Raw genomic sequence first — 26,919 nt, 5'->3', positions numbered from 1 at the left:
GGATAAAACTATATGTGGGTTTACGAAAAGAAACTTCAATATCCAGTAAGAGTCAGCAGCTGCAACCCAATGCTGGCCAAGTTTTTAATTGAACAATATGGCGGAGCCGACGGGGAATTGGCAGCTGCTTTAAGGTACTTAAACCAAAGATACACTATTCCAGGTAAGGTCATTGGTCTTCTCAATGATATAGGTACCGAGGAATTTGCTCATCTAGAAATGATCGCAACCATGGTTTATAAATTAACAAAAGATGCTACCCCAGACCAAATGAAAGCAGCAGGGCTTGACGGCCATTATGCAGACCATGACAAAGCGCTTTTTTATCATAATGCAGCCGGAGTTCCGTGGACAGCCACATATATTCAAGCCAAAGGTGACCCGATTGCCGATTTGTATGAAGATATTGCGGCAGAGGAAAAAGCCAGAGCAACTTACCAATGGATTATTAACATGAGTGACGATCCTGATCTAAATGACGGGCTACGTTTTCTTAGAGAAAGGGAAATTGTCCACTCACAAAGATTTAGAGAGGCTGTTGAGATTCTCAAAGATGATAGAGATCGCAAAGTGATTTACTAATATATTTCAATAATAAAAAGCAGCCGCAGCTGCTTTTTATTTATTCTCATGGAAAAGATTAATATCATATTCTTTTTTCATCATATCAAACACCAGATGCCGGTTCGCCCATTCATCCTCTTTTTTCCATAAATCTTTGCTTCGCTCAACAATCTCACATCTTAAGGCATGATATTCTTTCTCAAACTTTTCCCGTTTTTCCCTTAATAGATTCATTAAACCATACAATCCAACACATATTGTAAGGAAAAATAAGTTATTCGAATCATTTACAAAAGCCGAAAACATTGCAGCAAAAGAATAAGAGTAGTTAACTCCCACCGTATAATATAAATAACCAAAATAAAAAGTAGCCATTCCTATGGTTACCCAAACCGAAATAAGATGGCGAAATTTAAAGCGTTCAAATTTGTCTTTTCTTTTCACAACATTTTCCAGCATCTGTTTTGTCGCCATATCTGTTCTGTTATCCAGCTGAAGAATTGAAGATCTCATCTTAACCCCCTCCATTCCTCCTACATATGTATGAACTTGTCCTATAAATTATTCATGGAATGGAAATCGAACTAAAAATAAAACGAATAAATAAATTATCAATTGAAAAAGCTGACCTAAGTAAGTCAGCTTTAATTGTTTAATGGAATTTTAAGAACTTGGCCGGTTTCGATTTCATTATTTTGAATATGGTTAGCCTCTTTAATAATATTGATACCTGCTTGTGAATTATAGTATTTCATGGCAATCCGGAAAATGGTCTCTTTAGGCTGAACCGTATGATAGACTATTTTTCCAGTCGGTTGTGGCGTTTGCGTTGTCTCCTGTTTTTTCTCGGCTGGTGGTACGGCAGCAATTTGCTGAACTGGCTGTTTTTTACCGGGCTCCTCTGCAGGAGTACTGTTTTTATCCGTATCTTTGGTACCGGATAAATCAGGAGGTGAATTAGGAATAGTCACTACTTTATTGTTATCAGCAGCATCCAACTCTGATTCATCTGCCTTTTGGCTTTCAGCAGTGTTTGCTTTATTGCTGCTGCTCTTTTCTGGCTTATGGTTTACAATGCTTACCGTATCATACCCACCATCTCCACCGGATACTTTACGATGAACAGAAAAGTCTTTTCCGTTTATATAGGAATAAGCACTAAAAATCGTTACCGGAAGAAGTATAAAAAACAGGACAAGCAATCTAATTACCGGATATTTTAGCTTCAATTTCGTTTTCTTCTTCTTGCTGCGGTGGAGCTCCCCTCTGGGAGGAAGCGTTTCTTTTACTGCCGGTGTTACCTTTATTTTTTCTATTCTTTGCCTTAGGCGCTCAGCCTGGTCACGATAAGGATCTTCTTTACTCATTTTGCAACCCTTCCTGTTCTGTATTACGGGAGTAATTCTTAAATTTTATCTGCAGTCCGAGCAGAAAATCGATTGTAAAATGCATTACAATGGTTACGGCCAGATTGCCGGTCCATACGTAAATAAAACCAATAAAAAAGCTCAAAGTTACAATATTTATAAATAAAAACCAATTGAATAAATACCGGTAATGAATAAGAGCAAAGATAAAACTTGCAATTATAAGACCTGTTTTAGTTTGGATAACTCCTCTAAATAGAAGTTCCTCACTTATGGCCACTACTGCTGCAATTAAGGCTGTATGAAAGACATTCCTATTGCGGAATATCCTTTCATTAAGACCGCCATCATCATACAGTGATTCGGGCAAGAGCCTCATTAGTAAGGTATCCAGTAAAACAACAGCAATTCCACATCCAGCGCCGACCCAAAGAATTTTTGTGTCTTGCCAGTTCATATTTTTCAAAAAAGAAAAGTCATCATACATAATAATACCTAAAACAATTGTTATCGTTAATAGTACTATTTGAGTAAGGTAAAGGTGAAATAAGAGTTCTTTGTCACTCAATTGAGAAACCAGTTCCTTTTGCCTATTTTTCATTCTGGAGCACTCTCATTAATCAATAATTTCTTCAAATAGCCTTTCCACATAAGATACTCCTCTTTTTCCCCCGCTTGCGGTACCCGGGATTCATAGTTTTGCAAATTTACACCGCAAATATCACAGCATTGGGATGGAGTGATTTGAGTGTCACCATTTTCATTAAAATAATGAAGGATGTTCAGCCTCCGGCATTCAGCAGAGTCAATCCAATTTTTCATTTTGAAGATATTGGTATGTTTTGAAGCCAGCCGTTCTTCAACAAATCTCTTCATTTTATCTAAAATTAATTCCAGGGGGATACCTTCAATTAAATGTACAAAAAGGAAGTCTTCTACTAAACGCCATTGTACCTCTGTAAAGCCTCCCATCCTTCTTAATTCCGATGCAATTCTGCCATTTTCCTTCAAGAAGTCGGGGTTTGATATTAAGCAAGAAAAAAACCAATCCAGCTGGGTGACTGAAGGTAATTCGCCCTCCGCAAGCTGGAAAGGAAGCTGTTCATCTCCCGGTACATATAAAAGGATGGCCACACTGGGATCTTTATCCCTGCCTGCTCTTCCTACCTCCTGTAGATAGGATTCCAGCTGAAGCGGCATATGAAAATGAACAACATACCTTACATTATCCTTATTTACACCCATGCCAAAAGCACTTGTCGCACAGATAATATCAAGCTGCCCATTCAAAAATTGCTGCTGAACTAAAATACGCTGTTCCTGTTCCATACCGCCATGATAGGCCATAACTCTTCCAACACCTTTTCCCCTTAAAAAGGATGCCGTTTGGTCGGCAACCTTCTTACTGGAGAAATAAATAATTCCTGGAGGCTGGAGCTCTTGGGCCAATTGAAAAAGCCTATCAAATTTTTCATTATAGCGGTTCCACTTTTCCACAACTAATGCAATATTAGGGCGATCGACCGTTGTAATTACTCGATTTGCATTAATCAGTCCGAGGGAGTTAAGAATATCTTCACGTACCTTTTCTGTAGCAGTTGCCGTTAAGGCAAGAGTAAGCGGGTTTCCTAATTTTTGTCTAAGCTCCCCGAGCTTTAAATAATCCGGCCTAAAATCATAGCCCCACTGAGAAATACAGTGGGCTTCATCTACAGCAAATAGTGAAACCGTTATATCCTGCAGTCTGTTAACAACCCAATCTGAATTAACCATTTCAGGGGAGATAAAGATAAACTTATACCGATCCAAATGATTCATGGCATCTCTTTTTTCTTCCTGAGATAAAAAGGAATTAAGAGCAATAACTCGTTTTTCTCCCATTTTCATCATTTGGTCAACCTGGTCCTGCATTAATGAAAGCAGCGGAGAAATGATCAAAACTGCTCCCTCAAGCAGATATCCTGGAAACTGATAGCAAAGTGACTTTCCAGTTCCGGTAGGAAGCATGGCAAGAGTATGTTTTTTCTCCAATATAGAGGTAATAACTTCTTTCTGGCCAGGTTTAAAATTTGAATAGCCAAAGTATTGATATAATAATTTCTCTAATTCCATTACTGTTCACCTAATTTCGCAAGGACAAGCCGAATTTCAAAGTAATTGGCCTGCGGAACACATTCCCTAATCGTTTTAAGCTGCCGCGTAGGAGATGATTTCGCAGCATCCATTATTTCACCCTGGACTTCCTTCTTTACAAAAGAATGAATCGAAAAATCCTTTACATTTAACGCGATTTCAACAATATGGTCTTCAATAGTACTTTTTTTCAGCCTTCTAATTGATGGTATTTTTTCAAGAGGGATTCCCCTTTGCAAAAGCTCAAAAGTTTTACGTGAAGACAATGTCAGAGCAAGAGAAGGATCCGTTTCCATTAAGAGATCTGTAAGGATGGAATAACCTTCAGGATTTTTCTCCAGGTCCTGTATTAAAAAATGAAGCAGGTTTAAAAACTCTATATGATAGTCCGTTCTTTCCATTTTTAATTCATCCGCAGCCTGCATGGAGGTTAGGCCAATAATCTGGTGGCCGGTAAGTCTTAAGCTAAGTACTAATGGATTCAGGCCTTCTCCTTTTTCAAGACAGGAAGTAAGTTCAATAAAGAGCTTTTTTCCAATTTCGGCTCTGTCCATACTATGCTTTCTTAAAACATGTTTAAGCCATTGATGGGTTTCTTTTCCCTTCTGTATAGGAATGTATTTGTTTTCCTGATACACAAGATTGGAGACAACCTGGACAAGTAAGGATATTCTCTCCCACACCAGTTGTGTTAAAGGTTGGTATTTTAAACCCTCTAGATAGATAGGCATGGGCCGTTTCTTAAGCAGCAATTCAAGAAAGGCATTTCCTTTTTCAGTCAGTGTATAATGCTGAGGCTCTAATTCTGATTGCAGAATATAACCTTGTTGAAACATGGAGTGGACTGCCTCTTCTAATGAACTTCTTGTTAAAGTCATAAAGACACCAAAAAATTTGGTTAGGGAGAAAAGGTGGGCATCCTGTATGGTTTGAGCTGACTTTTTTCCTTTTAAAAGGTGATAGACTGAATAGATTGTCCGTTCCCCGTTTAACTGCTTTAAACAGTATAGAATGATCAAATCAAAATAAGCCATATTTCCACCCCCCTTAATCTTCTGAAGATTAATCACATGCCTGTGAAAGTGTTTTTACGTGCTTTTTCTTTCCCTCTATTTTAACATGAAACATAATGAACTGCTGTTGTTTATTGTTGAAAAATGAAGAAATATGAAGGTGAAACCCTTGCGTGATAAGCATTCTCATTACATTTACTATTGAAAAGTTAGACATTCAGTTTTACAATAGAAAGTGAGGAATACGTTTCCATGAAACCATGGAAATAGGGTTTGAATATCTGCTTAATTTACTGGGAGGTTTTTTACATGGCAAAGTATACAATTGTTGACAAAGAAACTTGCATCGCATGTGGTGCCTGTGGAGCAGCGGCTCCAGACATCTATGATTATGATGATGAAGGCATTGCATATGTAACTCTTGATGACAACGAAGGTATCGTTGAAATTCCGGATGTATTAGAGGACGACATGATGGATGCTTTCGAAGGCTGCCCAACAGACTCTATTAAAGTTGCTGAACAGCCATTTGACGGCAACCCTACTAAGTTCGAATAATTCCAATTTTTAAAATATACTTAAAGCTGCCCTCCAATCCAGTTGGAGGGCTCTTATTGTTCACAAATACACAAAGCGGCAGGAATCTCCTGCCGCTTAGATTCATTATCTATTATTCGACCTTGCAAAAATGTTGCTCTTTAATGGAATGCGTGACACTCAACAATAAAAGTTAACTGCCACTTTATATAATTAAGCACTCTGTTTAGCAATCCAAGGCTGCATTTTAAAGAAAAGCAGCAAAAAGATGAATGACATGATAATTCCTTTTGCCAAATTAAAAGGCAATATGGCTGTTGTCACCATTTTATAAGTTGCATCGGTTGACATCGCTGGTGAATGAAGGAAAAACGTGTATGCAGGCAATATAACAAAGTAATTAAGAACACTCATCATTATTGCCATGATAATGGTACCAATTACCAATGAAATAGTCATTCCTTTTTTAGATTTCAGTTTTATATACAAAAAGTATACTGGCAATACAAACAGTACTCCTGCTACAAAGTTAGCAATATGCCCAACTGGTACACCAGTTGCACTTCCTGTCGCGAAGTAATTTAGAATGTTTTTGAATAACTCCACCAAAACACCCGCAAGCGGGCCAAAAATTAAAGCTGCGATCAATGCAGGAATGTCGCTAAAATCAATCATTAAAAAATTAGGAAATGGCGGCAGCGGAAAATTTAAAAGCATTAGGATATACGCTAAACCGCTTAACATTCCAATTGATACAGTTGCTTTAACACTTAGTTTTTTCATTTTTCCTCTCTCCTTTGTGATCCATCCACTTCAGAAGAAAGGTTCAGCAATAAGCAATGTTGCCTTTTAAAAATAAAATCCCCCAAGTTTATGACTTGAGGGAGAATAAAAGGCACTCACGCTTAATAAACGTTCAAAACCTGCTTTTTTGAACGTTTGCGGAACCTCCATCTTCTCCCATCCAGACTTTACTGTCGGCTTTGGAATCTCACCAAATCCTGCCAAAAGGCTCGCGGGCTTAGAGAATATTATCTCATCACCGCCGGTCGGGAATTTCACCCAGCCCCGAAGATAGACCTATATTATGTTATACGAACTCATTATACTAAATGTAAGAAATTGTGTGAAGAAAAAACATTTTAGAAAAACTTGGCATCCGCCAAGTCCTTTTAGCGGATGCCCTAGTTTTACTTATGCGTTCAGAATTTATGGATATAAATTCTGATTAGCGAAAAGAGGCTGGATTTTTCTCCAGCCTGCATCCGTTGGCAAAAAATACAATTTTTTAACCAAATTATTTTTGGAATGAACCTAAATCGAGAACCTGATTAGGAAAAATAACATCTGAGGAGAGCCTATTCAGTTCCTTTAGTTTTTCAATCCCCAGGTGTGTTTCTTTGGAAATGGAAATAAGGGTGTCACCCTTTCTCACAATATATTGCTTGCCTGATTCTTGCTGAATCTTCAGCACCTGCCCCGGAAGAATTTTGTCTCCAGTCATGTTATTTATTTTTTTGATCAATTCAGCATCAGAATGGTTATTTTCGGCAATTGTCCAAAGTGTATCACCATGTAAAACGGTATATGAGATTACCTGAATACCTTTCTGATCCCCGTTTGCCTTTTGTTCCACTTCTTTTTCTTCATATCTGGATAGTGCCTCCATAGCACCTTCGGAATTCTTAATGCTGCCTGCATGAACTGTTTCGCCTACTTGAGCTAACCCAAGAACCATTTCAGGATTTAAAGCATGTTTTTTATCAAATGTCCATTCGGTTTCATGTACTTCAAAGTGCAAATGGACACCTGTGGATTCACCTGTAGTCCCCATAAGCCCAATCAGGGCTCCCCGCTTTAACTGTTGTCCTTCCATTACGAGACGTTTGCTCAGATGAGCATATACAGTCACAAAATTGCTGGGATGCTTTACAAAAATAACATTTCCATATGTATCCGATAAATATGACTTCTCCACGACTCCATCGTCTACTGAATATATTTTAGTACCAATGTTTCCGGCTATATCAATCCCTTTATGTTCGCCATGCCTTGTCCCAAATTTATCAGTAATGACCCCGTCAGCGGGCCATTTCCATTCGAGGCTGGTATTAGTATCATCAAGCATGCTTGCCTGAGGGTGCCTGCCTCCTAGAAACAACAGACTGACAAGGAGCATCATAATTCCCGCAATCAAAAACCGTACTATGTATTCCCTCATTCTTTTCCTCCTTATATTGCAATCCTCTGTACTCACCATATGTCATCGTTTTTATGAATAGAACCAGAAGTCATGCGGGTGCTTAAAAAGGACACTGTTATATTTTGGAGGTTTTTATTAAATTTATTCTAAAAATATAAAAAAAAAGATCGGTCACGAAGACTGATCCGATCCTTTAGTGAAGCGGCCTATAATTCGGGCCAACTGGAACTTTATTTTCAACATTTAAATCAAAAGGTCCCAATTTATCGATAGAAGGATTGAGTATTTTAACCTTTTCGAGTCCAAAGTCTTTGGCAGTTAATAAAAGTGCTTCATATGACTGTATAACAGAGGGCTCATCTGACATTGTCGCTCCTGGAACCAATTTTACCAATAGAGTTTTATCCTGAATTGAAACCTTTTCAGAAATTAATTTGGCAGGCAAGGATGCTTTCAAGTTGGAAGTTGGTAAATCCTTTTCCATTGCCAGGATTGCTTCCCTTATTGACTTATAGGAAGCTACAGTAGGAACAAGGAAAATAGTCCCTTTTCCTTCAGATTCATGTTTCATGAACGCCCTGTTTTTTCCTTGTACTATTTCATCCTCTTGCTTGTCTCCGTAGTTCCCAAGCGTAATGCCTGAATTCGGCTGACCATCCGTTGTATATTTAATTTTCTTCACGTTACTATTTGACTCTGCTAGGCGCAAAAGGACATTTACAAAGGAGGTTTCATTTTCTGATCCTTCCGCATACGGATGATTTGCAGGAACATCCACATTTAAGGTATTTTCCTTTTCATTAAATGACAATTTTGCTTTTAAAGGATAATAATCAGTTAATCCCCACTCATCTTCATCAAGAGCAGGCATATTTTCGTTTATCAGATCGACCCAATTTTTGCCTGTACCTGGAGGTACAACAGTTGTGACAGGAACAAGACTCATTGCCTGTTTATCAGGAATCCAATAGGTTAACACCTTACCTTCACCAGCTTTATCATCATATAGCGCAGTAACCTCAGACGGTGCATTTAATGCTGATACTTTTTTCCCTGTATCCTTCTTTTCAAGGCGACCTTCTGAACCTGCTGCATCTTTTGAAGCAACTTCATTATTAAAATCCTTTTTAGGCTCTGTTTTCGGAGGCGTGGCCGCCCTGCTGCCGCTATTAGCGGTCTTCATGCTTCCTGCTGAAGACATATCTGCCATTTCCTTTTTATCGGAACTGCCTCCAAACTGAAATAACCCTGGTGAAAGAATTACTATTAAAATGGCTGCCGCCGCTGCTGCAAATCCCGGCATGATCCATGTTCTAGTTCTTCTATTATGTTTTTCTTTTTTTACGGAAAGGCTTTGATAAATCTCGTGGGGTTGGCGATTATCTTTTATTTTAGGCATTTGCCTGAGGAGGTCTTCTAGCTGTTTATCGCTCCACTCTGACTTTCTCACTTTTATCCCCCTCCCTTTCCAGCAATAGTTCCATTTGTTTCTTTAAAACATTTAGTGCTCTGTGCTGGGTGGTCTTTACCTTACTTTCGGTCCAGCCCAGAGCTTCAGCTGTTTCCACAATAGAAAGCTCTTGCAAATACCTCAGGATAACTACTGTACGCTGATCTACTGTACAAGCATCCATTGCCTCATACATCCAGCGGATTTCATCCTTTTGGATTGCAATTTGCTCTGGAATTGGATACTCATCTTTAACCTGCTGGGTATCCCAGTCAAATTTCTCAAGTAATTTTTGTTTCCATCCTTTTTGCTTTCGAAAAGAATCAATCGCCACATTTCTTGCTATTGAAAACAGCCATGTCTTTGCACTGCTTTTCCCCTCAAACTTCCCATATGACTTTAATACCCTTATATAAACCTCTTGAACTAGGTCTTCTGCTTGTTCTCTATTTTTTACAAGGTAAAAAAGAAATTGGAAAACGTCCTGATGATATTTCTCATATAGCTTTTCAAAAACGGAGTCCATTGGTTTTCCTCCCCGTTCAATTTAATAGTCGTCTTTTCTATCTAAAAAGTTACATCTTTAAATATAATCTGTTTCACATATAATTTAAAGGTATATTTTGCCAAACAAGCCAAAGATCCTATAAAATATTTCATCAAATCATTACTATCTGGAAATCTCCATAAAAAGGACTTTCTCATAGAAGAGGGAAACTAACCAAGATGTAGAAAGTGGTATAAGGAGTATGACAGGAGAGCCATTGCTTTTAAGTGCTATTTCCACATTCTTAATAGGCAGATGCCAAACTGCTGAAAAGCGAAAAATAGGCATTACGAAGAGTAAGCAAACACCAAAAGATGTACGGGAAATTGGCTGAGATTCACTTACACTTAAGAAATGGAAGAGGTTATTGGGATTGAAACCAGCAAAAGTAAGCTATGTCAATTCGGAGACAAAGAGGTTTAGTTGAATTAAACGTTCTTTCATAGGAAAAGAAGTAAAATGGTTACGTTTCATTCTAAAAGTGTAATATTGGGGGGCATTGGTAAGCTGGACCGTGAATACTCACAAAGGGTTGTCAGTTGAGATTAAATATATTTTTATAGGGTCAGTCTTTCAAAGCCTTTTTGTTACTTAGTTAATAAATCAAAAAACCCGCTTATAGGATGCGGGTTTTTTGATTAACTCTTTAATTGGTGCGAAGTGCACCTTTTTCTTCCTTAAGGCTGCTGTCTTTTCCTTATAAATGTTTCCCGTGAATCAAGATCAGTCGGCAAGAACAGTGTTTTTTTTCCTATTTTCGGGGAAGAAAGAAGGAAAATGTCGTTCCCTGCCCCTCTTTACTTTGGACTGAAATATGGCCACGATGAGCCTCAATGATATTTTTTGCAATGGCAAGGCCCAGACCAGTTCCTGCCCTTCCCCGAGTCCTTGCTTTGTCCGCTTTGTAAAACCTTTCAAAAACAAACGGTAAATCCTCAAAAGGAATTCCAGAGCCCGAATCTTTTACTTCAAAGTTAATGCCTTTTTCTTCTGTATGAACCAGTACTTTTACTTCGCCATCTTTTGGAGTATGCCTCATTGCGTTGTCAATAAGGTTGGTCAGTACCTGCTCAATACGGTCAGGGTCAAAAGAAAACTGGAGATCTTCAGGAATAAAAACAGCTCCAAGATTAACTTCATTTTCTTTAGCTAATCCCTGAAACTTCCGGATAATCCGGCTGATATAGGAAGAAACATTTATTTCGTCATATGTCAGCTGTATACGTCCTGCTTCCATTCGGGCGAGATCTAGAAGTTCATTAACCAGACGGCCCATTCTCAGGGATTCGTCATAGATGACTCTGGCCATTTCCTTCTTCTCTTCCCCAGTTTCGGCAATATCATCTATAATAGCTTCACTATAACCCTGAAGCATCGAGATGGGTGTACGGAGTTCATGTGAAACATTGGCAATAAAATCTTTTCGTAATTTATCAAGCTGACGCTCTTCAGTCATATCTCTAATAACAGCAACCGCACCGCGGATGAATTTATTGCTGTATAGAGGGCTGACAATAACTACCCAATAGCGTCCCTGAATGGAGATTTCTCCAAGCTGCTCTTTTTCAGTATCTACAGCCTGCTGAAACAACTCCATTACCCTAGAGGGAACCTCTTCATTATTTAAGCTGTTGTTTCCTTTTTCATAATACCAGTGCTGAAGAAAACGATCAGCAGGCGGATTTGTAATTAAGATGGTTCCATCACGATTAAACGTTATAACCCCATCAGCCATGCTGCTTAAAATACTTGCCAGCTGTTCTTTTTCCTGGCTTAGCGCATTCATATTAAATTTTAATTGCCGGCCCATTTGATTAAAAGCAGTTGCCAGTTCTCCAATTTCGTCATGGCTCAAAATAGGAACCTTCGTATCAAATTTCCCTCTGGCCACCTCAAAAGCTGCTTCCCTCATCTTTCTTAATGGTGCTGTAATTCTTGTTGAAAGAAAAAAAGCAAAGATCGTCGTTAAAATAATCGCCACGCCAGCCACCAAAAGGATAAATTTGGTTGTGGAATTCGTTGTTTCCTTTATGACATCAAGAGATTGATAAATAAAGACTGCACCTGTTTTCCCGCTTTCCAAATGAAGCGGTACACCTATGATTGAATAACTGGCAGTGCTGCCGGAAGAAAGTGTTGTTACTTTTTCAACCGACTTTCTGCCATTAAAAACCTTCGCAAGTTCCTGGTCCTTTTTAATATCTGCAAGAGTTAGTTTTTTCGATTTTTCTGTGTTCGGAGAATAATAGATTTCATTAGGATTTTTTATAATAACCACTTTTGTGGAATCATCGATAATTTCCCATGAAATCTCCAGACCTATCGGATCATTTTGATGCTGCTCCAGAACGTTGGCTATTTTCACTGCAGTTCTGGCCAGGTCCTTTTTCGTTTCATCAACATTATGATTTTGAAAATACTCAAGCAGCATAACAGTAAGAATAAAAAGGACAAACGAAACGAGCAGAAGAATGGTAAACCAAAGTTTACCTACAACGCTACGCCAAAAAATCATTCATTAACAACCTCAAATTTATAACCGACACCCCAGACAGTCACGATCATTCTGGCAGCTTCCTCGGAAACCTTGTTCAGCTTTTCCCTAAGGCGCTTAACATGGGTGTCTACGGTACGCAAATCACCAAAGAATTCATAGTGCCAGACTTCTTTAAGGAGCTGTTCACGATCGAATACTTTATCCGGTGCCTTTGCAAGGAAATAAAGGAGTTCATATTCTTTAGGTGTCAGGCTGACCTCTTTCCCATCAGCTGTTACTCTGTGGGCATCATTGTCAATTGTAAGGTGTGGGAAGACAATTACATCTTTTGTAGTTGTATCAGTTTGCAAGTAGCTTGTTTGAGAGCTTCTGCGCAGCAGCGCTTTTACACGCAGTACAACCTCCCGAGGACTAAATGGCTTAACAATATAATCATCGGTACCTACTTCAAAGCCCTGAACCCGGTTCACTTCTTCGCCTTTTGCTGTAAGCATAATAACTGGAGTTGCTTTTTTCTCCCTTAACTCACGGCAAACCTCGATTCCATCTTTACCAGGCATCATCAAATCCAGAAGAATAACATCATAGTCATTAGCCAATGCTTTTGCCAATGCCTCGTTTCCATCTTCTGCTTCATCTATTAAAAATTCTTCGCGTTCAAGATACATCTTCAATAAGCGGCGAATTCTTTCCTCATCGTCAACTACTAAAATCTTAGCGTCTTTTTCCATTAATAAATCCCCCCATGCAGATATTTTACAAAAAGCCCTTTCAATTTACCATGCTTTTCATGTGATAAACCTTACTAATTATAGTAAGATTCACAATTTTGATACATTTTATTCACGAGTAGGGTATTGACTTTTAAAAAAAGCCTCCACTAATGAAAAGTGAAGGCTATAAATAACAAATAAATGGATTAGGAACCAGCGTACGAATGAAGTCCTGCAATTACTAGGTTAACAGCTACGAGATTAAACATAATGATAACAAAACCTATAACCGCAAGCCATGCTGACTTCTCACCGTGCCATCCTTTTGAAAGACGAAGATGAAGGAATGCAGCATAAAATAGCCAAGTGATAAGGGCCCAAACCTCTTTTGGATCCCATCCCCAAAATCTTGTCCATGCAACCTGTGCCCAAATCATTGCAAATATTAATGCTCCCAAAGTAAATACTGGGAATCCAATAAGGACCGAACGGTAACTAATTTCATCTACGAGATCAGTATTAATATTTTTAACAAAAGGTTTTAATGAAGCGGCTACTCTCTTCCTTAAAATCAATCGGAGAAGGCCATAAAGTACTATACCCCCGCCAAATGACCAGATAACAGTATTTAGTTTTTTTGCGTTAATAAGGGCAGGAACCTCAAGAATAGGCTCAAAAGCTCCTTTGGTTAAAAGCTCTCCCTTATGAGGACCAGTAAGAGCAGGCATAGTGTATTCGACTTCTGCCGGATTATTGTTTTTATCCACCCAATTGAACTTTTCGTGGTAGTCGGCAAGTGAAAAGGCACTTGAAACCAATACAAATCCCAGAGTTGTTATTAAACCAAACATAACAACTTCCAGCCAAAAGGTTCTCTTGCTTGCACGATTCTGGTCAATCATCTTAACAAGGTAAATTAAGCCTGCGGCAAAGCTGACGGCAAGAATACCCTCTCCAATTGCAGCAGTAGTAACATGGATATAAAGCCAGTAGCTCTTTAATGCAGGTATCAAGGGTGTAATATCCCTAGGGAACATACTTGCATACGCAATTACAAGAACTGCAACCGGCATAGTAAACAACCCAAGAAGCGTTGTTCGGTATATCGCAAAAATAATGAGAAACGCACCGACTAGTGCCATTCCAAAGAAGGTTGTAAATTCAAACATATTACTGACAGGCGCATGGCCGGATGCAATCCATCTAAGGATAAAGAATCCTATTTGTGAAATAAAACCGGCAACTGTAAGAATAACAGCGATTCTGCCCCATTTGTTAATACCCGTTTTTTCTAACTGACCTTTTTTTGATTTAATGGCTCCCCCAAAAAATAGCGTTGCACATAAATAAAGAATAAAGGCAATTAACAATAAATTACTGCTGAGTGATACCAATCAGGCTCCCTCCTTCTCCATTTGATTTTGATCTCTTTGAAGCTGATCTTCAGGCATCTGCAAACCAGTATCCGCCAAAACAGCCTCTATCTCACGTTTTATTCCATACCAGTTTTTATTCGTATGGGCTGCTACCCATACTTCCCCACTTTTGTTCTGTATCCAAATTCTTCGGTGGTTCCAGTACATCCCTTGGATAACACCAATCATAAAGATAATTCCGCCAAGTATAATTGCCCAAAGGGTATTATCTTTTCGGACAGTAAGTCCGGAAACATTATTTGTTGCGATACCTCTGAATTTCAACTTGTATTTGTTGTTTCCAAAAGGTTCAATTGTCTGTTTGATTGCAACAAAGCTTGTTTCACCTTTCGGTTTGTCAGGCGTTCTCATTTTAAAGACAAAAGCTGGATTGTTAGGTATTCGAGATTTAGTTGTCGGCTCCCCACTTTTTCCAAACTCAAAGTCAGGGAAGTAGCTGAGAAGTTCAACTGAATATCCCTTCCCTAGGTCATATTTTGTATCCGGATTATTAAGATTTACTGTTAGGTCCCCGAATGATTTTCCTGTTGCCTTATCAGTTAAAGCAAAGGACATTTTGTTTAACTCGTTTAATTTATAGTCCACCTGATACAGAGAAAACCCTTCAAAGGTTAACGGTTCATTTACACGGATGCCAAAATCCTTTAGTTTTTTCAGCTTTGGCTTTTCTCCTGCAACTGTATTTCCCTGTGTTTTATACAGAGTAACATTTGATTGATAATTTTTCGGAATGTTACCCGCCCGCTCAATGGCTTCACCGAAAACCTGATCATCTTTATTTTTATTATAGATTTGAAGAATAAATTTATTGTTGGTTATATAATACTTCCCATTTGTTTCAGGAACAACTTTTGTTTCTCCTTCACGTATCCAAAGAACTTTGTCCACATACATGCCTGGTATAAAACGCAGCATTGCACCAATTAAAAAGATAATAAGTCCAATATGATTTATATATGGGCCCCAACGGGAAAAACGGTTCTTTTCTGCGAGGAGGTCTCCATTTTCTTCTCTGACATGATATCGTTTTCCTTTAAGCTTTTGTTTTAAAAGAGGCAAAGCCGCAGCCATTTGAGCATTTTGAGTAACTCCGAAAACCCTCTGCCTTTTAAGGAACCCTTCATGTCTGGTTACTCTTTGAGCTTTAAGAGCTTTGTATAGTGGTATTACCCTGTCAAGACTGCAAATAACAAGTGATACTCCAATGGATGCAATAAGGACAAGATACCACCAAGAATTAAATAAATTATGAAAGCCCAGTTGATAATAAAGCTTTCCAAACCATCCATATTGTTCCTGATAGTACTGCTCTGCCGGCATAACGGGAGGAATATACATTTCCTGAGGAAGAATGGTCCCTACGGCTGATGCAATTAGGGTAACAATAATCAGCCAGACTCCTACTTTAACAGATGAAAAGAAGTTCCATATTTTATCAATGATTGTTTTATTGTAGGTTATTGACCGACGTGCACTTCCTTCGTACCGCATATCCAGGAGGCTTTTATCTCTTTCCTGCTCATCCAGCACTTTCCCGCATGCTTCGCATAATACGGTACCATGAGGATTAACATGGCCGCATTCGCATTTTACATCTTTCATGATTAAAACTCCTCATTATTACGGTTTGATTTGCTCCATAAAATCTTTAGCCTCTTTTTCTGTAAGCTGGCCAGTATGATATTTCACCACAATCCCATTTTTATCTATTAAAAATGTTGCAGGCAAAGGGTCGATCCCGTATTCGGTCATTACCTGTTCATCTCTATCAATCATGATAGGAAAATCAAGAGAATGCCTCTCGGCAAACTTAGTAACAGCCACATTGGATTCCTTAATATCAACAGCGAGAACTTCGATACCTTTATCCTTGTATTGATGATATTGATTATTGATATAAGGCATTTCAGTTTCGCATGGCTTGCACCAGGTTCCCCAAAAGTTCAGGAATACACCCTGGCCTTTATATTCGGACAAGCGGTGCTTTTGACCATTCATATCCGTCAATACAAAATCCGGTGCCTTTTCCCCAACGGCCACTTTCATTTCATTGTCCTTTGTAAAGTTCGCATAAAGCGTATAGGCCACGGCCGCCAGCAAAACGAACAAAATGATGCTTCTGACAAATAACCGCCGTTTTTTCACAAAAAAACCCCCAGCTCCCAATATTCAGTTGAATTATACCATTTTTCATTATAACTATAGTGTAAATGTTAATTGTGAAGATTTTATGAATTTTTATTAACTGAAACCTGCGCCGCTGCACGTAATTGTTTTACCTCATGGTGAGTTAATTCACGTGCCTCTCCTGTTTTAAGACCACTAAGAGTTAAAAAAGCATAACGTTCCCTCTTTAGTTTCAAAACTCTATGACCAATTGCTTCGAACATCCTTCTTACCTGCCGATTTCGGCCTTCATGAATAGTGATTTCAATAATCGCTGTTTGCTTCTTATTGTCCATAGACAAAAGCTTAACCTTAGCCGGAGCCGTTTTTCCATCCTCAAGCTGAACGCCTTTTTCAAGCTTTCTCAAATTTTCCTTTGAGGGCATACCTTCTATTTTCGCCACATATACCTTATCAATTTGATTCCTCGGGTGCATAAGAAGGTTAGCAAAATCCCCGTCATTTGTTAGAAGCAATAATCCAGAAGTATCGTAATCCAGCCTTCCGACCGGATAGATTCGTTCTTTTATTTCCTGAAAAAAGTCTGTAACTACTTTACGGCCTTTTTCGTCCTTAACACTGGAAATTACGCCTCGCGGCTTGTACATTAGGAAATAAACAGGTTCCTCTTTTTCAATTGGAATTTCGTTTACTTCAACTTTATCTGATGGCACAACCTTTGTGCCCAGTTCTTTTACTACCTTGCCATTAACCTTTACCCGGCCATCCAAAATCAGTTCTTCAGCTTTTCTTCTTGAGGCTATTCCAGCCCTGGCGATTACTTTCTGCAATCTCTCCATTTATATTCACTCCAAACATTATACTGCAAAAGATAACTTATCATTTCTATCCTATAGAATTATGACATAAGTTTGTCTATTTTCAAAGTAACGGTTATTTTATCCAGAAAAATATTAATGCTTGTGTTACCGCCGGCAGGCTATCATTTGCAAATAAATTAAAATTTCCTTAAAATTTTCGCAATAGGATTTTTGAGAATAATAGATCAGGGGGGAACAGAGTGGTTTATAATGTTGAAAGATTCGCCTTCCATAATGAATCCGGTGCATTTGTACTGGATGTGTGGAGAAAAGAAGGAAAGTACTATGTTCATGCAGTACAGGCAGATATTAAGCAAAGCGCAAAAGGGTTTGCGTTTCATGCATTGCAGCGTACAGCGATAGAGAATGCAATTGAATATGTAGTTGAACAGAATAATAAATTTTTTAGTTATTGATTATAGTGCCTCTACGAATTAAACCCGGCTGCTGATCTCAGCTCCCGGCGCTCGTTTTCCGTGGCCGGGCAAGTTACTGCCTGAAGGTAACTTCGTGAGCTGCATCTGTGACCAGCTATATGCGGCTTTGCGAAGAGCTGAAGATTGGCTTTTTCGAATACTAAGGCGCAGGAACAAAAAGGAGCCTGTCAAACTTCAGCGTCTAGCCCCTTAGGTCGCATCGATCAATAAGTTCAAAAGCAGATACGAATCTTCACACTGCCAAAATTTAAAAAACCGGATGGTGCGGCCTTAAGTGCACATAATCCGGTTTCTTTATTTTTGAAATTATTTTAATACCAAATATACACGACAACTAAAATAGCTGCAGCAATTCCAGCAACATCTGCCAGCAGACCTACTTTTAATGCATCTCCCATTTTCCGTATCCCTACTGCTCCAAAATAAACAGTTAGTACGTAAAATGTGGTATCAGTGCTTCCCTGCAAAACAGAAGCCAATCTGCCGATAAAGGAATCGGGACCATGAGCTTCTATCAGATCTGCTGTCATGCCAAGTGCTGCAGTACCAGATATTGGACGAATAATAGCAAGTGGTACAATTTCCGCTGGCACACCAATGCTTTTTAAAGCAGGCCGAATAAACTCCATTAAATAATCCAACGCTCCGGAAGCTCGGAATACAGAAATGGCAACAAGCATACCAACAAGAAAGGGAATAATAGATATAGCAATCTTAATTCCTTCCTTGCCTCCTTCTACGAAGCTTTCATAGGTCGGAACGCCTTTAAAGGTTCCATATAATAGAATAAACCCAATTAAAATGGGAATAAACCATAGAGAAATAAGCGAAAGTATACCCATGCGATTCACCCTTTACGGCTTCTGCGGTAATAAAAATAACGGTCGATTAATATTCCGCATATAGCGGAAATGATGGTGGCAATAAGAGTTGGTACAACAATTTCTGTAGGAGAAGCCGAATGGTAATTCATCCTTATAGCGATGACGGTTGTCGGAATTAGGGTGATACTTGAGGTGTTTATTGCAAGAAAGGTAACCATTGACCGGCTCGCATAATCTTTTCCTCCATTAAGCTCTTTAAGCTGCTCCATTGCTTTGATACCTAAAGGTGTTGCTGCATTTCCAAGTCCAAACATATTAGCAATAATATTAGAAAGTATATATCCCATTGCCGGATGCCTAACCGGTACTTCTGGAAATAGCCATTTAACAACTGGTCTGAATAAACTTGAAAGCTTCTCGAGCAAGCCTGACTCCTCGGCTATTTTCATCATCCCCAGCCAAAAAACCAATATGCTGATCAGCCCGATACAAAGTGTTACGGCATCAGCCGCACCTTTAAAGATTGCTTTGTTTACTTCTTCCATTGTTCCATTGGCAATGCCAAATATGATTCCTATAATAGTCATGCCAACCCATATGTAGTTAACCATTGGCATTCACACCCGTGAAGGAAAAAAGCATTTCTTTTAAGGAACTTAGAAAACTAGTCTTTTTTTCCTTTTGTTTTTTTCCTAGATAAATAGGGACCTGTTTTACCTCTTTTCCATCAAAAAATACAATTGCTTTTCCAGCCACTTTAGGCTGTTTGCTTTTTCCAAGCTTGATTTTTTCGATTTTGTATTTTACCTCAAATAAATTCATCTCGTTTTCTTTAGCTGGATAAACTACTGACTTTTTTAAAAATAAACGTTCCTTTTTATAGGGATTCCCCTCAGGTTCGATTGTACCTTTAGATAATACCTCGGCCATATCGTAATTTCCGAACCCTGTTTCAAACATGGATATATGATCGTTCCAATCATCTGGTGCATTTAGTGTTACGGCAATCAGCTGCATATCACCTTTTTTTGCAGTTGTTACTAAAGTTCTTTTTGCCCTTTTTGTATATCCAGTCTTTCCCCCTGTACAGTATTCATATTTGGAAAGGAGACGATTTTTATTTTTCCAGACACGATCCCATTGCTCACCAGGGTTTGGTGCCCGATGTGACTTGGCAGATGATATTTTTTGATACTCAGGGTTTTGCATAGCATACCTGGTCAAAAGAGCCATATCGTAGGCAGTTGAGTAATGGTTCTCATGGTCATCGAGACCATGCGGGTTAGAGAAATGAGTATTCTCCATGCCTATCTCTCTTGCTTTTTGATTCATTAAGAATGCAAAGCCATCAAGGCTGCCCCCAACATATTCAGCGATGGCGGCTGCCGCATCATTTCCTGATCTTAGCATAAGGCCATATACAAGATCCCTCAGCTTTATCTTTTCGCCTGGTTTTAAATATATGGATGAACCCTCCGTTCCTGCTGCTGATTCACTTACCTTTACATACCGATCCATCTTTCCTGATTCAATGGCCAGGATTGCTGTCATGATTTTTGTAATGCTCGCAATCCTGCTTATTTTATGTGCGTCTTTCTCATATAGCACCCTTCCGGTTTTTTGTTCCATTAAGATGGCACTTTTTGCGCTCATCGGTTCCGATGCATCCGCATTATGGGGAAGGAAAGCAATGAAAAGCGAGACAATGAGGGCAAGTATGCCTGGTTTCCTGATCCTTACCATTTTGATAACCTCGTCTCCTTATATGTTTGTACAAGTTTATGCTGGACAGGGGCTGATATGACAAAAAACCGTCCGGGACTTCCTGGACGGTCAGAAAAAATACTTATATTTATTGGATAACATGATAAACAAACAGGAAATACTTCCAATTAAAATACAGGCCATTTTAGTTCTCTTGCTTTTTCAAATCTGCTTTTTACATTTTCCCAATTAACGATCTTCCACCAATTTTCAATATACTCTGTACGGTTATTTTTATATTGCGGGTAATAAGCATGCTCCCAGACATCCAAAACAAGCAAAGGGATAACGTCCCATTGTGCAAAGTCCATATGTTTTTCTGTTTGTAAGACTTCCAAATGCCTTGATCTTGGAGACCATACAAGCAGAGTCCACCCATTCCCCTCGACCTGTTTAGCTGCCTCAGTAAAATGTTTTTTAAATGCTTCAAAACTGCCAAAATAGCTTTCTATGCTTGAAAGCAGCAGTCCTTTTGGCTGCCCGCCGCCCGTTGGACTCATATTGGTCCAGAAAATGGTGTGGAGATTATGGCCAGAACCGTGAAAAGCGAGTTCCCTTGACCAGTGCTTAACTAATGAAAAATCATTCGTTTCTCTAGCCTTTTTCAAATTCACTTCTGCTTTGTTCAGGCCATCTACATAGCTTTTATGATGTCTGTCATGGTGAAGTTTCATAATTTCCTCTGAAATTACCGGCTCCAATGCACTATAGTCATAGGGAAGCTGGGGAAGATGATGACCGCCAGGAGGCAGTACAGTTTCATGGACATATATATTGCCAATCTCCTGCTTTCTTTTAAAATAGTTCTCAAAATCCTCATGTATCATCTCAGCCTTTTCCTGTAAATCCAGAAGATCTTTATTGGTTAAAGGATCTGAGACTCCCTCCATGATCTCTGTAAACCACTCCAGCCTTTCCCATAGCTCAGTACTTGCACCATCATTCTCTGATTCCAGAAAATTTTTCATCTGCTCATTCCATTCGAATAATTCATTAACATACTGACGGAAGCCGTCCATAAATATCTCCTTTCAGTTAGGGCTGTTTTAAAGACTGAGCCCATTAATAGAGATATTTTTATAATATGAAAAATGGGCGAAGGGGTTCTTATTAAGAAAAAAGGTCAATAATTATCAGGAGAACACCGGGATAAATAAAAAATGGACTGTATTTGCTATAGAGCAATACAGTCCATTTAAAAAATTATTTAGATTGAATCATTTTAGTCCGGTAATCCGTTTCATAGAATTCCAATTCTTCGCGCACACGCTGAAATTCCGCTTCAAGACTCATTACCAGCTGCTGGACAGCTTCGGGCACCGTTTTGTAAAACTTAATTGAATTTTTTCCTGTATAAGCAGAACGGCTATCTTCATACCAGGCATCATTTTTCGGAGAGAAGAATTCTTCAATGCACTGATGGAAAATCCGATATAAGGTTTTTTCAGCAGCAGCTTTTTGAAAAGGCTCGCTGCCTAATATCACTGCACATGCGTCATGTGTATCCTCACAGTTTACAAGCAGTTTTCTGAGACTTGAGAGAATTAATTTATAGTAATTCTTATCTTCCTCATTGCCGGAAGAAAGCTGATCAAGTGTCGTATCATTCAAAAAGTCCTCTAGCTTGAATTGGGTTGCTCCCAAGAAATTTTTAACATCGTACAATTGTGTTTTTACTAATGTATTAGCCACTATTTTACCCCCGGATGATTAATTTACTTTTAGCTGTGCAATAAACTCGAGCGGAGACCGTAATTCATATCCATTTTGAAGTCCCAAAGAGTCGAAAACTTCCGGCAGTTTTTCGAAGTTTATACCTTGGAAATAAGAAACAAGCTCCTGCTTTGAATTAATATAAACCCTTTTTCTATGACGAAGGCCTGGATTTTTCAATAGGCACACGAGGGCTACTGTATCTTTAAATGTTACCTCCCGTGAACCAGCAGTAAACATTGGTTCCTGAGTGTATGGAGTAAATTCAGGGAATAATTGATCGAAATAACGGACGTACAGAACATGCAAAGTCTTTTCTGTACCCTCTTCAATAAAGGTTATTTCACTTCTGTTAAAGAAATCTTCCGAGGTATTCGGTTTTTCTTTTTCGAGCTCGTATCCCTTGCATTCTTTGATTAGCAAAGATTTCTCCCCCTTGTACTATCCTATAAGAGTCAACCTTATTTTAACACAAATATCATCAAAATGTTTGAAAATTAAGAGCTTTTCCGCGCCATCAATTACTTCATTGTTTCCTGGAACTTTTCAAAGAATAAATCTGCCTCTTCCTGTACAAATTCTTCCTCCACTCTGTCAGGGAGAGGTGGGAGCTCATCAATATTTTTTAACCCAAAATAATCGAGGAATTCTTTAGTAGTTCCATATAGATAAGCACGGCCAGTACCTTCATTCCTGCCTACTTCCTTTATTAAAGCTTTAGCCATAAGAGTCTGAAGAGGCCTTTCGGTTTTTACGCCTCGTATTTCTTCTATTTCCGCTCTTGTTATCGGCTGTCTGTAGGCTATAATAGCCAAAGTTTCAAGTGCTGCTTGTGATAATGTATGGTTTCCTGGTGAATCAACCAGCTTTTTCAAAAATGGTGCATTTTCTTTTTTCGTTGCAAGCTGAAACACACCTGCCAACTGGACAATGATGATGCCCCGATCTTTGTTTTGTTCCAGTTCTGTTTTAACATCCTCGATAATATCCCTTGCGTTTTCAGGCTCTATCTCTAAGACCTCCGCAATCTGCTTGAGGGAAAGACCTTCATCACCTGCAGCGAATAATAGGCTCTCGAGGATGCTCTTCCAATTAATAATTTCCAATCTTCCTTACTCCTTCCCCAATTGCTTCAACAAAAATCTCCTCAAAATTCCCTTGCTGTTCCACATCTATTTCTTTTCTCTTGATTAACTCAAGGATGGCCAGAAAAGTTATCACTACATGCTCTTTGTCAGGATAGGGAAACAGTTCATTAAAGCTTTTTCTCCCTTTTAAGGACTTAAGCTCAGACAAAATTTCATCCATTCTCTTTTCAATGGATATTTCCTGCCTTGCTATTTTGGTAGCCATTGGCCTTTGCAATTTTTTTCGGCGCATCAGCTTTTGAAAGGCACTCAGCATATCATAGAGTGACACATTCATATCTATTTTTTCCGGCTTAATGTCTTTTGCAAAATCGGACAGATCACTTGGCGGCTTGGTATACATTAGGCTGCGTTCCTCTTCAAGCGATTTAAGATCATTTGCCGCTTCTTTATATTTCCGATATTCAATTAGCCTTTCGACAAGCTCGTCACGGGGATCTTCCTCATACTGAATTTCGTTTTCATCAACTTCTAAAGTCTCCTCATGCTTAGGGAGCAGCATTTTGCTTTTGATCGCAAGCAGTGTAGCTGCCATGACAAGATATTCACTGGCAACATCCAGCTTCAAATCCTTCATGGTATGTATATACATTAAGTATTGTCCGGTAATTTCAGCAACCGGAATATCGTAAATATCAATTTCAAGGCGATTGATCAAATGAAGAAGCAAATCAAGCGGCCCTTCAAAAGCATCAATCTTTACATTATAATGCTCGTCTTGCATGTCTCTCACCATTATTTCTTCACATATTTGATATTTGTCCTTTGTTTTATGACTATTAATAGTATAGAGGATTCCATAGGCTTATCCAATAGAAAATTAACCCTTACGCCGTTTTTCGGGACATCTGCCTATAACATATTCGTTACCTCTTACATATGATGTCAGGGAAAACAATCAAAATAATAGGAGGTTTTATAAATGTCCGGTGGTGGATTCGGCTTCGGCTCTGGTTTCGCTTTAATCGTTGTTCTGTTCATTTTGTTAATTATCGTAGGTGCTTCCTGGGTTTACTAATTGAACAAAAGGCTTTAGCGCCCTTGGCGCTAAAGCTGGATTATAACCTTGTTGGAGTTATTGCAAGGTAAAGATCCTGCGTTCACTAAAAAGCCCAGAAAGCAGATAAATCCTGCCAAAAGCCCGCTGATAATAGCGGGCTTTTTCATTTTATAGCAGGGCAATAGAACTTGAACATTTGGAGATACAGCAGCCACGTATCTCTTTTCCCTCCTTCTCGATTCAAGTTCTTCAGTTATGCTACACTGTATATACTTGCATATGGAGGAATTAAAGAATGTATTCAAAAGCTTATATTGAGTATTTAGCCCATTTCCATGGTGATCGTGATTATTTTGAATGCCATGAAATCCTGGAGGAATACTGGAAAGAAGCAGATCCAGGCAATAAGAACTCTATCTGGGTGGCGCTTATCCTGCTGGCAGTTTCCTGTTATCATCATCGCCGGGGAAATTTCAAGGGTGCTCTCAGAACCCTCAGGAAGGCATTGACTCTATTTTCCGCTAGCAGGGAAACCATTAGCGGTCTTGGAATAGATCCTTCAAGTTTCTTTTGTCTCCTTAAGGAGCGCCAAAGCAGAATGGAAAAAAAAGATTCCTTTCAAGTTCTTGATATCCCCCTGAATGACCAGGAATTAATAATGGAATGCACTGTAATGTGCAAAGTAAAAGGTTTTGAATGGAAAAGTCTTGAACAACCCCCAGAGGACATTGTCCACAGGCACCTAACGAGGGATAGAAGTGACGTGATCCGTGAAAGAGAGCAGGCTATCCAAGTTAGAAAAGCTTAAACCAAAACAAAAACCAAGGCAGCGAATTTTTATTCGCTGCCTTTTTCCGCGCAATCATCATCTTTTATACACTTTTCCATAAAAGGTGTAATAAATTCATTAGCCTTGATCTGTTTTTGAGGAAACATATCCAGAAGCGCACGCACCATTTTTTTCCCTACGCCCTGATAGCGATGTGATGGATTAACGGAAATATGCTGAACTTCCCAGACATCCTTTTCCAGAAAAAGTACTCCAAGAAGGCCTATTATATCATCTTCCTCTTTCCAGAGAAACAGCTGCCAATCTTCTTCATTTTCATATTGCTTCATGGTTTGCTGAAGTTTTTTCAAATCCTTTTCATTTGGCATGAAGGATAACAAACCCATAGCTATTTTCTCGAAAGCTTTTTTATATCTAATTAACATATTAACCCCTCATTATTTCAAATAAAAACAGAAACTTTTGGTATCCTATTCTTCCTCCTGAAGATTGCATTAAATGCTCTAACAGGTGTAATTTATTATATGTGCTGAAGGAATTATGTTTCATTACTCAACATCATACAAAATAACGGGCAATTGAGCAAACAATATTACGGCCTTACTTGGGGGCAATGAATATCCAATAAATTAATCCCCATAATATTGCAATCCCTAGAAGAATGCCAAATAAGGTCCAATTGCTTTTTTTCATTAAGTTCACTTTCCTTTAAATGATAAGTTCTGTATGTTGATTTAGTCCATTCTACACCAAAGCAGAGAATTAATCCATTTTCGTTCCAAAAACCCACCTTCGGTAAAACCAAATGGTACAATATTATTTACCCCATATGAAACTTTAAAACGAGATTTTACGTTTTATATATTGGGGAAAGTAAAATGAAATACTCACAATTAAAGGAGATCATCCCATGAAAAAAATGACCTTGTATTTTATCCTATTGTTTCTTTTCTTATTGCCGGTACACAGTTTTGCAGACATGGCAGAAGGAGATATGATTGTTACTCTTGGTGAAAATTTAACCCAACAGCAAAAAGCTGATCTTCTGGAAGAAATGAATGCTCCAAGCAGTGTTCAGGTTATCACCGTTTCTAATGCCGAAGAACATAAATATCTTGGAAAATATATCTCAAGCGCCCTAATTGGGACGAGAGCTCTATCCTCCTCGGCGATTACAATGGCTGCTAAAGGAGACGGAGTTTCTGTTAAAACTAAAAACATTACTTGGGTAACAGACGAAATGTATGTTAATGCCCTTATTACGGCAGGTGTTAAGGATGCGAAAGTCTATATTACTGCCCCAAGTCCGGTTTCAGGAACAGCTGCTCTGACCGGAATTATAAAAGCCTATGAAATATCTGCTGATAAAACCATTCCTGAAGATGTAAAACAAGCTGCCAATGAGGAAATGGTAAAAACAGCAAAGCTTGGTGATTCCATCGGAAAAGAAAACGCAGCAGCCTTAATTGCTAAAATAAAAGAAGAAATCGCCAAAAATAAGCCGAAGAATGATGCTGAACTGCGGCAAATCATCGAACAGGCTGCAAAGGAACTTAACGTCAAACTAACTGAACAGCAAATCCAGTCCCTCATGGACCTGTTTAACAAACTGAAAGACTTAAATATTGACTGGAACCAGGTTGGCGACCAGCTTAACAAAGCAAAAGACAGAATTTCAAAATTTCTTCATTCTGACGAGGGCCAAAGCTTCCTTGATAAACTTAAACAATTTTTCATTAGTTTAATAGATGCTATTAAATCTTTATTTAGCTAAAGAATTAGAAAAACTTGGTATT

The 26,919-nt window shown here is 38.7% G+C and carries 30 protein-coding genes and 1 riboswitch; of the genes, 6 read left to right on the top strand and 24 right to left on the bottom strand.

Annotated features, from left to right (window positions below):
- Nucleotides 1-12: 12 nt before the first annotated feature.
- A complete protein-coding gene (locus AC3WR0_RS16165; RefSeq protein WP_492553272.1) occupies nt 13-582 on the top strand; it encodes a manganese catalase family protein in 570 nt (189 codons plus the stop codon).
- Between the two features lie 36 nt (nt 583-618).
- On the opposite strand, the gene AC3WR0_RS16160 is transcribed toward AC3WR0_RS16165, so the two are convergent.
- From AC3WR0_RS16160 to AC3WR0_RS16140, 5 genes are all read right to left on the bottom strand, one after another.
- Complete coding sequence (locus AC3WR0_RS16160; RefSeq protein WP_492553271.1) at nt 619-1,077, bottom strand: YpbF family protein; 459 nt, start codon at nt 1,075-1,077, stop codon at nt 619-621.
- Nucleotides 1,078-1,208: 131 nt separating this feature from the next.
- Nucleotides 1,209-1,931: a LysM peptidoglycan-binding domain-containing protein gene (locus tag AC3WR0_RS16155; RefSeq protein ID WP_492553270.1), complete on the bottom strand. Its 723-nt coding sequence runs from the start codon at nt 1,929-1,931 to the stop codon at nt 1,209-1,211.
- Nucleotides 1,924-2,532 (bottom strand): CPBP family intramembrane glutamic endopeptidase, encoded by a 609-nt coding sequence (locus AC3WR0_RS16150; RefSeq protein WP_492553269.1) that lies wholly within the window; start codon nt 2,530-2,532, stop codon nt 1,924-1,926. Before AC3WR0_RS16150 ends, AC3WR0_RS16155 begins: the two co-directional genes overlap by 8 nt.
- Nucleotides 2,529-4,043 (bottom strand): RecQ family ATP-dependent DNA helicase, encoded by a 1,515-nt coding sequence (locus tag AC3WR0_RS16145; protein ID WP_492553268.1) that lies wholly within the window; start codon nt 4,041-4,043, stop codon nt 2,529-2,531. Before AC3WR0_RS16145 ends, AC3WR0_RS16150 begins: the two co-directional genes overlap by 4 nt.
- Nucleotides 4,043-5,098: a YpbB family protein gene (locus AC3WR0_RS16140; RefSeq protein ID WP_492553267.1), complete on the bottom strand. Its 1,056-nt coding sequence runs from the start codon at nt 5,096-5,098 to the stop codon at nt 4,043-4,045. The genes AC3WR0_RS16145 and AC3WR0_RS16140 overlap by 1 nt, the downstream gene beginning before the upstream one ends.
- A gap of 288 nt (nt 5,099-5,386) precedes the next feature.
- Between AC3WR0_RS16140 and AC3WR0_RS16135 the strand changes: the two genes are divergently transcribed.
- Nucleotides 5,387-5,635, top strand: a complete 249-nt coding sequence (locus tag AC3WR0_RS16135) for a ferredoxin (RefSeq protein WP_027323783.1) — start codon at nt 5,387-5,389, stop codon at nt 5,633-5,635.
- Nucleotides 5,636-5,827: 192 nt separating this feature from the next.
- On the opposite strand, the gene AC3WR0_RS16130 is transcribed toward AC3WR0_RS16135, so the two are convergent.
- The 10 genes from AC3WR0_RS16130 to AC3WR0_RS16085 all read right to left on the bottom strand — a co-directional run bounded on the left by AC3WR0_RS16130 (nt 5,828) and on the right by AC3WR0_RS16085 (nt 17,426).
- Complete coding sequence (locus AC3WR0_RS16130; RefSeq protein ID WP_492553266.1) at nt 5,828-6,397, bottom strand: ECF transporter S component; 570 nt, start codon at nt 6,395-6,397, stop codon at nt 5,828-5,830.
- 165 nt (nt 6,398-6,562) lie between these two features.
- Nucleotides 6,563-6,694: riboswitch (FMN riboswitch) on the bottom strand.
- 217 nt (nt 6,695-6,911) lie between these two features.
- Complete coding sequence (locus AC3WR0_RS16125) at nt 6,912-7,835, bottom strand: peptidoglycan DD-metalloendopeptidase family protein (protein WP_492553265.1); 924 nt, start codon at nt 7,833-7,835, stop codon at nt 6,912-6,914.
- Between the two features lie 175 nt (nt 7,836-8,010).
- The gene (locus tag AC3WR0_RS16120) at nt 8,011-9,267 is read right to left on the bottom strand and encodes an RsiX family anti-sigma factor (RefSeq protein WP_492553264.1); all 1,257 of its coding nucleotides are present in this window, start codon (nt 9,265-9,267) and stop codon (nt 8,011-8,013) included.
- Nucleotides 9,242-9,793, bottom strand: a complete 552-nt coding sequence (gene sigX, locus AC3WR0_RS16115) for an RNA polymerase sigma factor SigX (RefSeq protein ID WP_492553263.1) — start codon at nt 9,791-9,793, stop codon at nt 9,242-9,244. Before sigX ends, AC3WR0_RS16120 begins: the two co-directional genes overlap by 26 nt.
- A 772-nt stretch (nt 9,794-10,565) precedes the next feature.
- Complete coding sequence (locus AC3WR0_RS16110) at nt 10,566-12,329, bottom strand: ATP-binding protein (protein WP_492553262.1); 1,764 nt, start codon at nt 12,327-12,329, stop codon at nt 10,566-10,568.
- A complete protein-coding gene (locus AC3WR0_RS16105; protein WP_027323776.1) occupies nt 12,326-13,042 on the bottom strand; it encodes a response regulator transcription factor in 717 nt (238 codons plus the stop codon). Before AC3WR0_RS16105 ends, AC3WR0_RS16110 begins: the two co-directional genes overlap by 4 nt.
- A gap of 188 nt (nt 13,043-13,230) precedes the next feature.
- Nucleotides 13,231-14,418, bottom strand: coding sequence for a c-type cytochrome biogenesis protein CcsB (gene ccsB / locus AC3WR0_RS16100; RefSeq protein WP_492553261.1), 1,188 nt, complete (start codon nt 14,416-14,418; stop codon nt 13,231-13,233).
- Entirely contained in the window at nt 14,419-16,062 is a 1,644-nt protein-coding gene (gene resB, locus AC3WR0_RS16095; protein WP_492553260.1) for a cytochrome c biogenesis protein ResB, read from the bottom strand.
- Between the two features lie 18 nt (nt 16,063-16,080).
- The gene (gene resA, locus AC3WR0_RS16090) at nt 16,081-16,605 is read right to left on the bottom strand and encodes a thiol-disulfide oxidoreductase ResA (RefSeq protein ID WP_492553259.1); all 525 of its coding nucleotides are present in this window, start codon (nt 16,603-16,605) and stop codon (nt 16,081-16,083) included.
- 83 nt (nt 16,606-16,688) lie between these two features.
- Nucleotides 16,689-17,426, bottom strand: coding sequence for a pseudouridine synthase (locus AC3WR0_RS16085; RefSeq protein WP_492553258.1), 738 nt, complete (start codon nt 17,424-17,426; stop codon nt 16,689-16,691).
- Between the two features lie 221 nt (nt 17,427-17,647).
- Here AC3WR0_RS16085 and AC3WR0_RS16080 point away from each other — a divergent pair, with 221 nt between their 5' ends.
- Nucleotides 17,648-17,863, top strand: a complete 216-nt coding sequence (locus tag AC3WR0_RS16080) for a hypothetical protein (protein ID WP_492553257.1) — start codon at nt 17,648-17,650, stop codon at nt 17,861-17,863.
- A 332-nt stretch (nt 17,864-18,195) separates the two neighbouring features.
- Here the strand turns inward: AC3WR0_RS16080 and AC3WR0_RS16075 are convergent, their stop codons facing one another.
- The 8 genes from AC3WR0_RS16075 to AC3WR0_RS16040 form a co-directional block, all read right to left on the bottom strand.
- Complete coding sequence (locus tag AC3WR0_RS16075; RefSeq protein WP_492553256.1) at nt 18,196-18,726, bottom strand: spore maturation protein; 531 nt, start codon at nt 18,724-18,726, stop codon at nt 18,196-18,198.
- Nucleotides 18,727-18,731: 5 nt separating this feature from the next.
- The gene (locus tag AC3WR0_RS16070) at nt 18,732-19,319 is read right to left on the bottom strand and encodes a nucleoside recognition domain-containing protein (protein WP_027323769.1); all 588 of its coding nucleotides are present in this window, start codon (nt 19,317-19,319) and stop codon (nt 18,732-18,734) included.
- Nucleotides 19,312-20,451, bottom strand: coding sequence for a D-alanyl-D-alanine carboxypeptidase family protein (locus AC3WR0_RS16065; RefSeq protein ID WP_492553255.1), 1,140 nt, complete (start codon nt 20,449-20,451; stop codon nt 19,312-19,314). Before AC3WR0_RS16065 ends, AC3WR0_RS16070 begins: the two co-directional genes overlap by 8 nt.
- A gap of 149 nt (nt 20,452-20,600) precedes the next feature.
- Entirely contained in the window at nt 20,601-21,491 is an 891-nt protein-coding gene (locus tag AC3WR0_RS16060; RefSeq protein WP_492553254.1) for a superoxide dismutase, read from the bottom strand.
- A 184-nt stretch (nt 21,492-21,675) separates the two neighbouring features.
- Nucleotides 21,676-22,164: a YpuI family protein gene (locus tag AC3WR0_RS16055; RefSeq protein ID WP_492553253.1), complete on the bottom strand. Its 489-nt coding sequence runs from the start codon at nt 22,162-22,164 to the stop codon at nt 21,676-21,678.
- An 18-nt stretch (nt 22,165-22,182) separates the two neighbouring features.
- On the bottom strand, nt 22,183-22,608 hold the full coding sequence (locus AC3WR0_RS16050; RefSeq protein WP_027323765.1) for a hypothetical protein: 426 nt from the start codon (nt 22,606-22,608) through the stop codon (nt 22,183-22,185).
- Between the two features lie 98 nt (nt 22,609-22,706).
- The gene (scpB, locus tag AC3WR0_RS16045) at nt 22,707-23,291 is read right to left on the bottom strand and encodes an SMC-Scp complex subunit ScpB (protein WP_492553252.1); all 585 of its coding nucleotides are present in this window, start codon (nt 23,289-23,291) and stop codon (nt 22,707-22,709) included.
- Nucleotides 23,278-24,069 (bottom strand): segregation/condensation protein A, encoded by a 792-nt coding sequence (locus AC3WR0_RS16040; RefSeq protein WP_492553251.1) that lies wholly within the window; start codon nt 24,067-24,069, stop codon nt 23,278-23,280. Before AC3WR0_RS16040 ends, scpB begins: the two co-directional genes overlap by 14 nt.
- Before the next feature lie 186 nt (nt 24,070-24,255).
- Between AC3WR0_RS16040 and AC3WR0_RS16035 the strand changes: the two genes are divergently transcribed.
- Together AC3WR0_RS16035 and AC3WR0_RS16030 are read left to right on the top strand one after the other, a co-directional pair.
- A complete protein-coding gene (locus AC3WR0_RS16035) occupies nt 24,256-24,351 on the top strand; it encodes a YjcZ family sporulation protein (RefSeq protein WP_081680198.1) in 96 nt (31 codons plus the stop codon).
- 277 nt (nt 24,352-24,628) lie between these two features.
- Nucleotides 24,629-25,141 carry a DUF309 domain-containing protein gene (locus AC3WR0_RS16030; RefSeq protein WP_492553250.1) on the top strand — a complete coding sequence of 171 codons (513 nt, stop codon included), beginning with the start codon at nt 24,629-24,631 and terminating at the stop codon, nt 25,139-25,141.
- 29 nt (nt 25,142-25,170) lie between these two features.
- On the opposite strand, the gene AC3WR0_RS16025 is transcribed toward AC3WR0_RS16030, so the two are convergent.
- Nucleotides 25,171-25,548, bottom strand: coding sequence for a GNAT family N-acetyltransferase (locus AC3WR0_RS16025; RefSeq protein WP_492553249.1), 378 nt, complete (start codon nt 25,546-25,548; stop codon nt 25,171-25,173).
- Nucleotides 25,549-26,033: 485 nt separating this feature from the next.
- Here AC3WR0_RS16025 and AC3WR0_RS16020 point away from each other — a divergent pair, with 485 nt between their 5' ends.
- Nucleotides 26,034-26,897, top strand: a complete 864-nt coding sequence (locus tag AC3WR0_RS16020; RefSeq protein ID WP_492553248.1) for a DUF1002 domain-containing protein — start codon at nt 26,034-26,036, stop codon at nt 26,895-26,897.
- The last annotated feature ends 22 nt before the right edge of the window (nt 26,898-26,919 follow it).

The organism is Neobacillus sp. FW104-15D2 (assembly GCF_058790155.1).
Note: the sequence above shows the minus strand (reverse complement) of the source record. Positions and strands in the feature narration are given on the sequence as shown.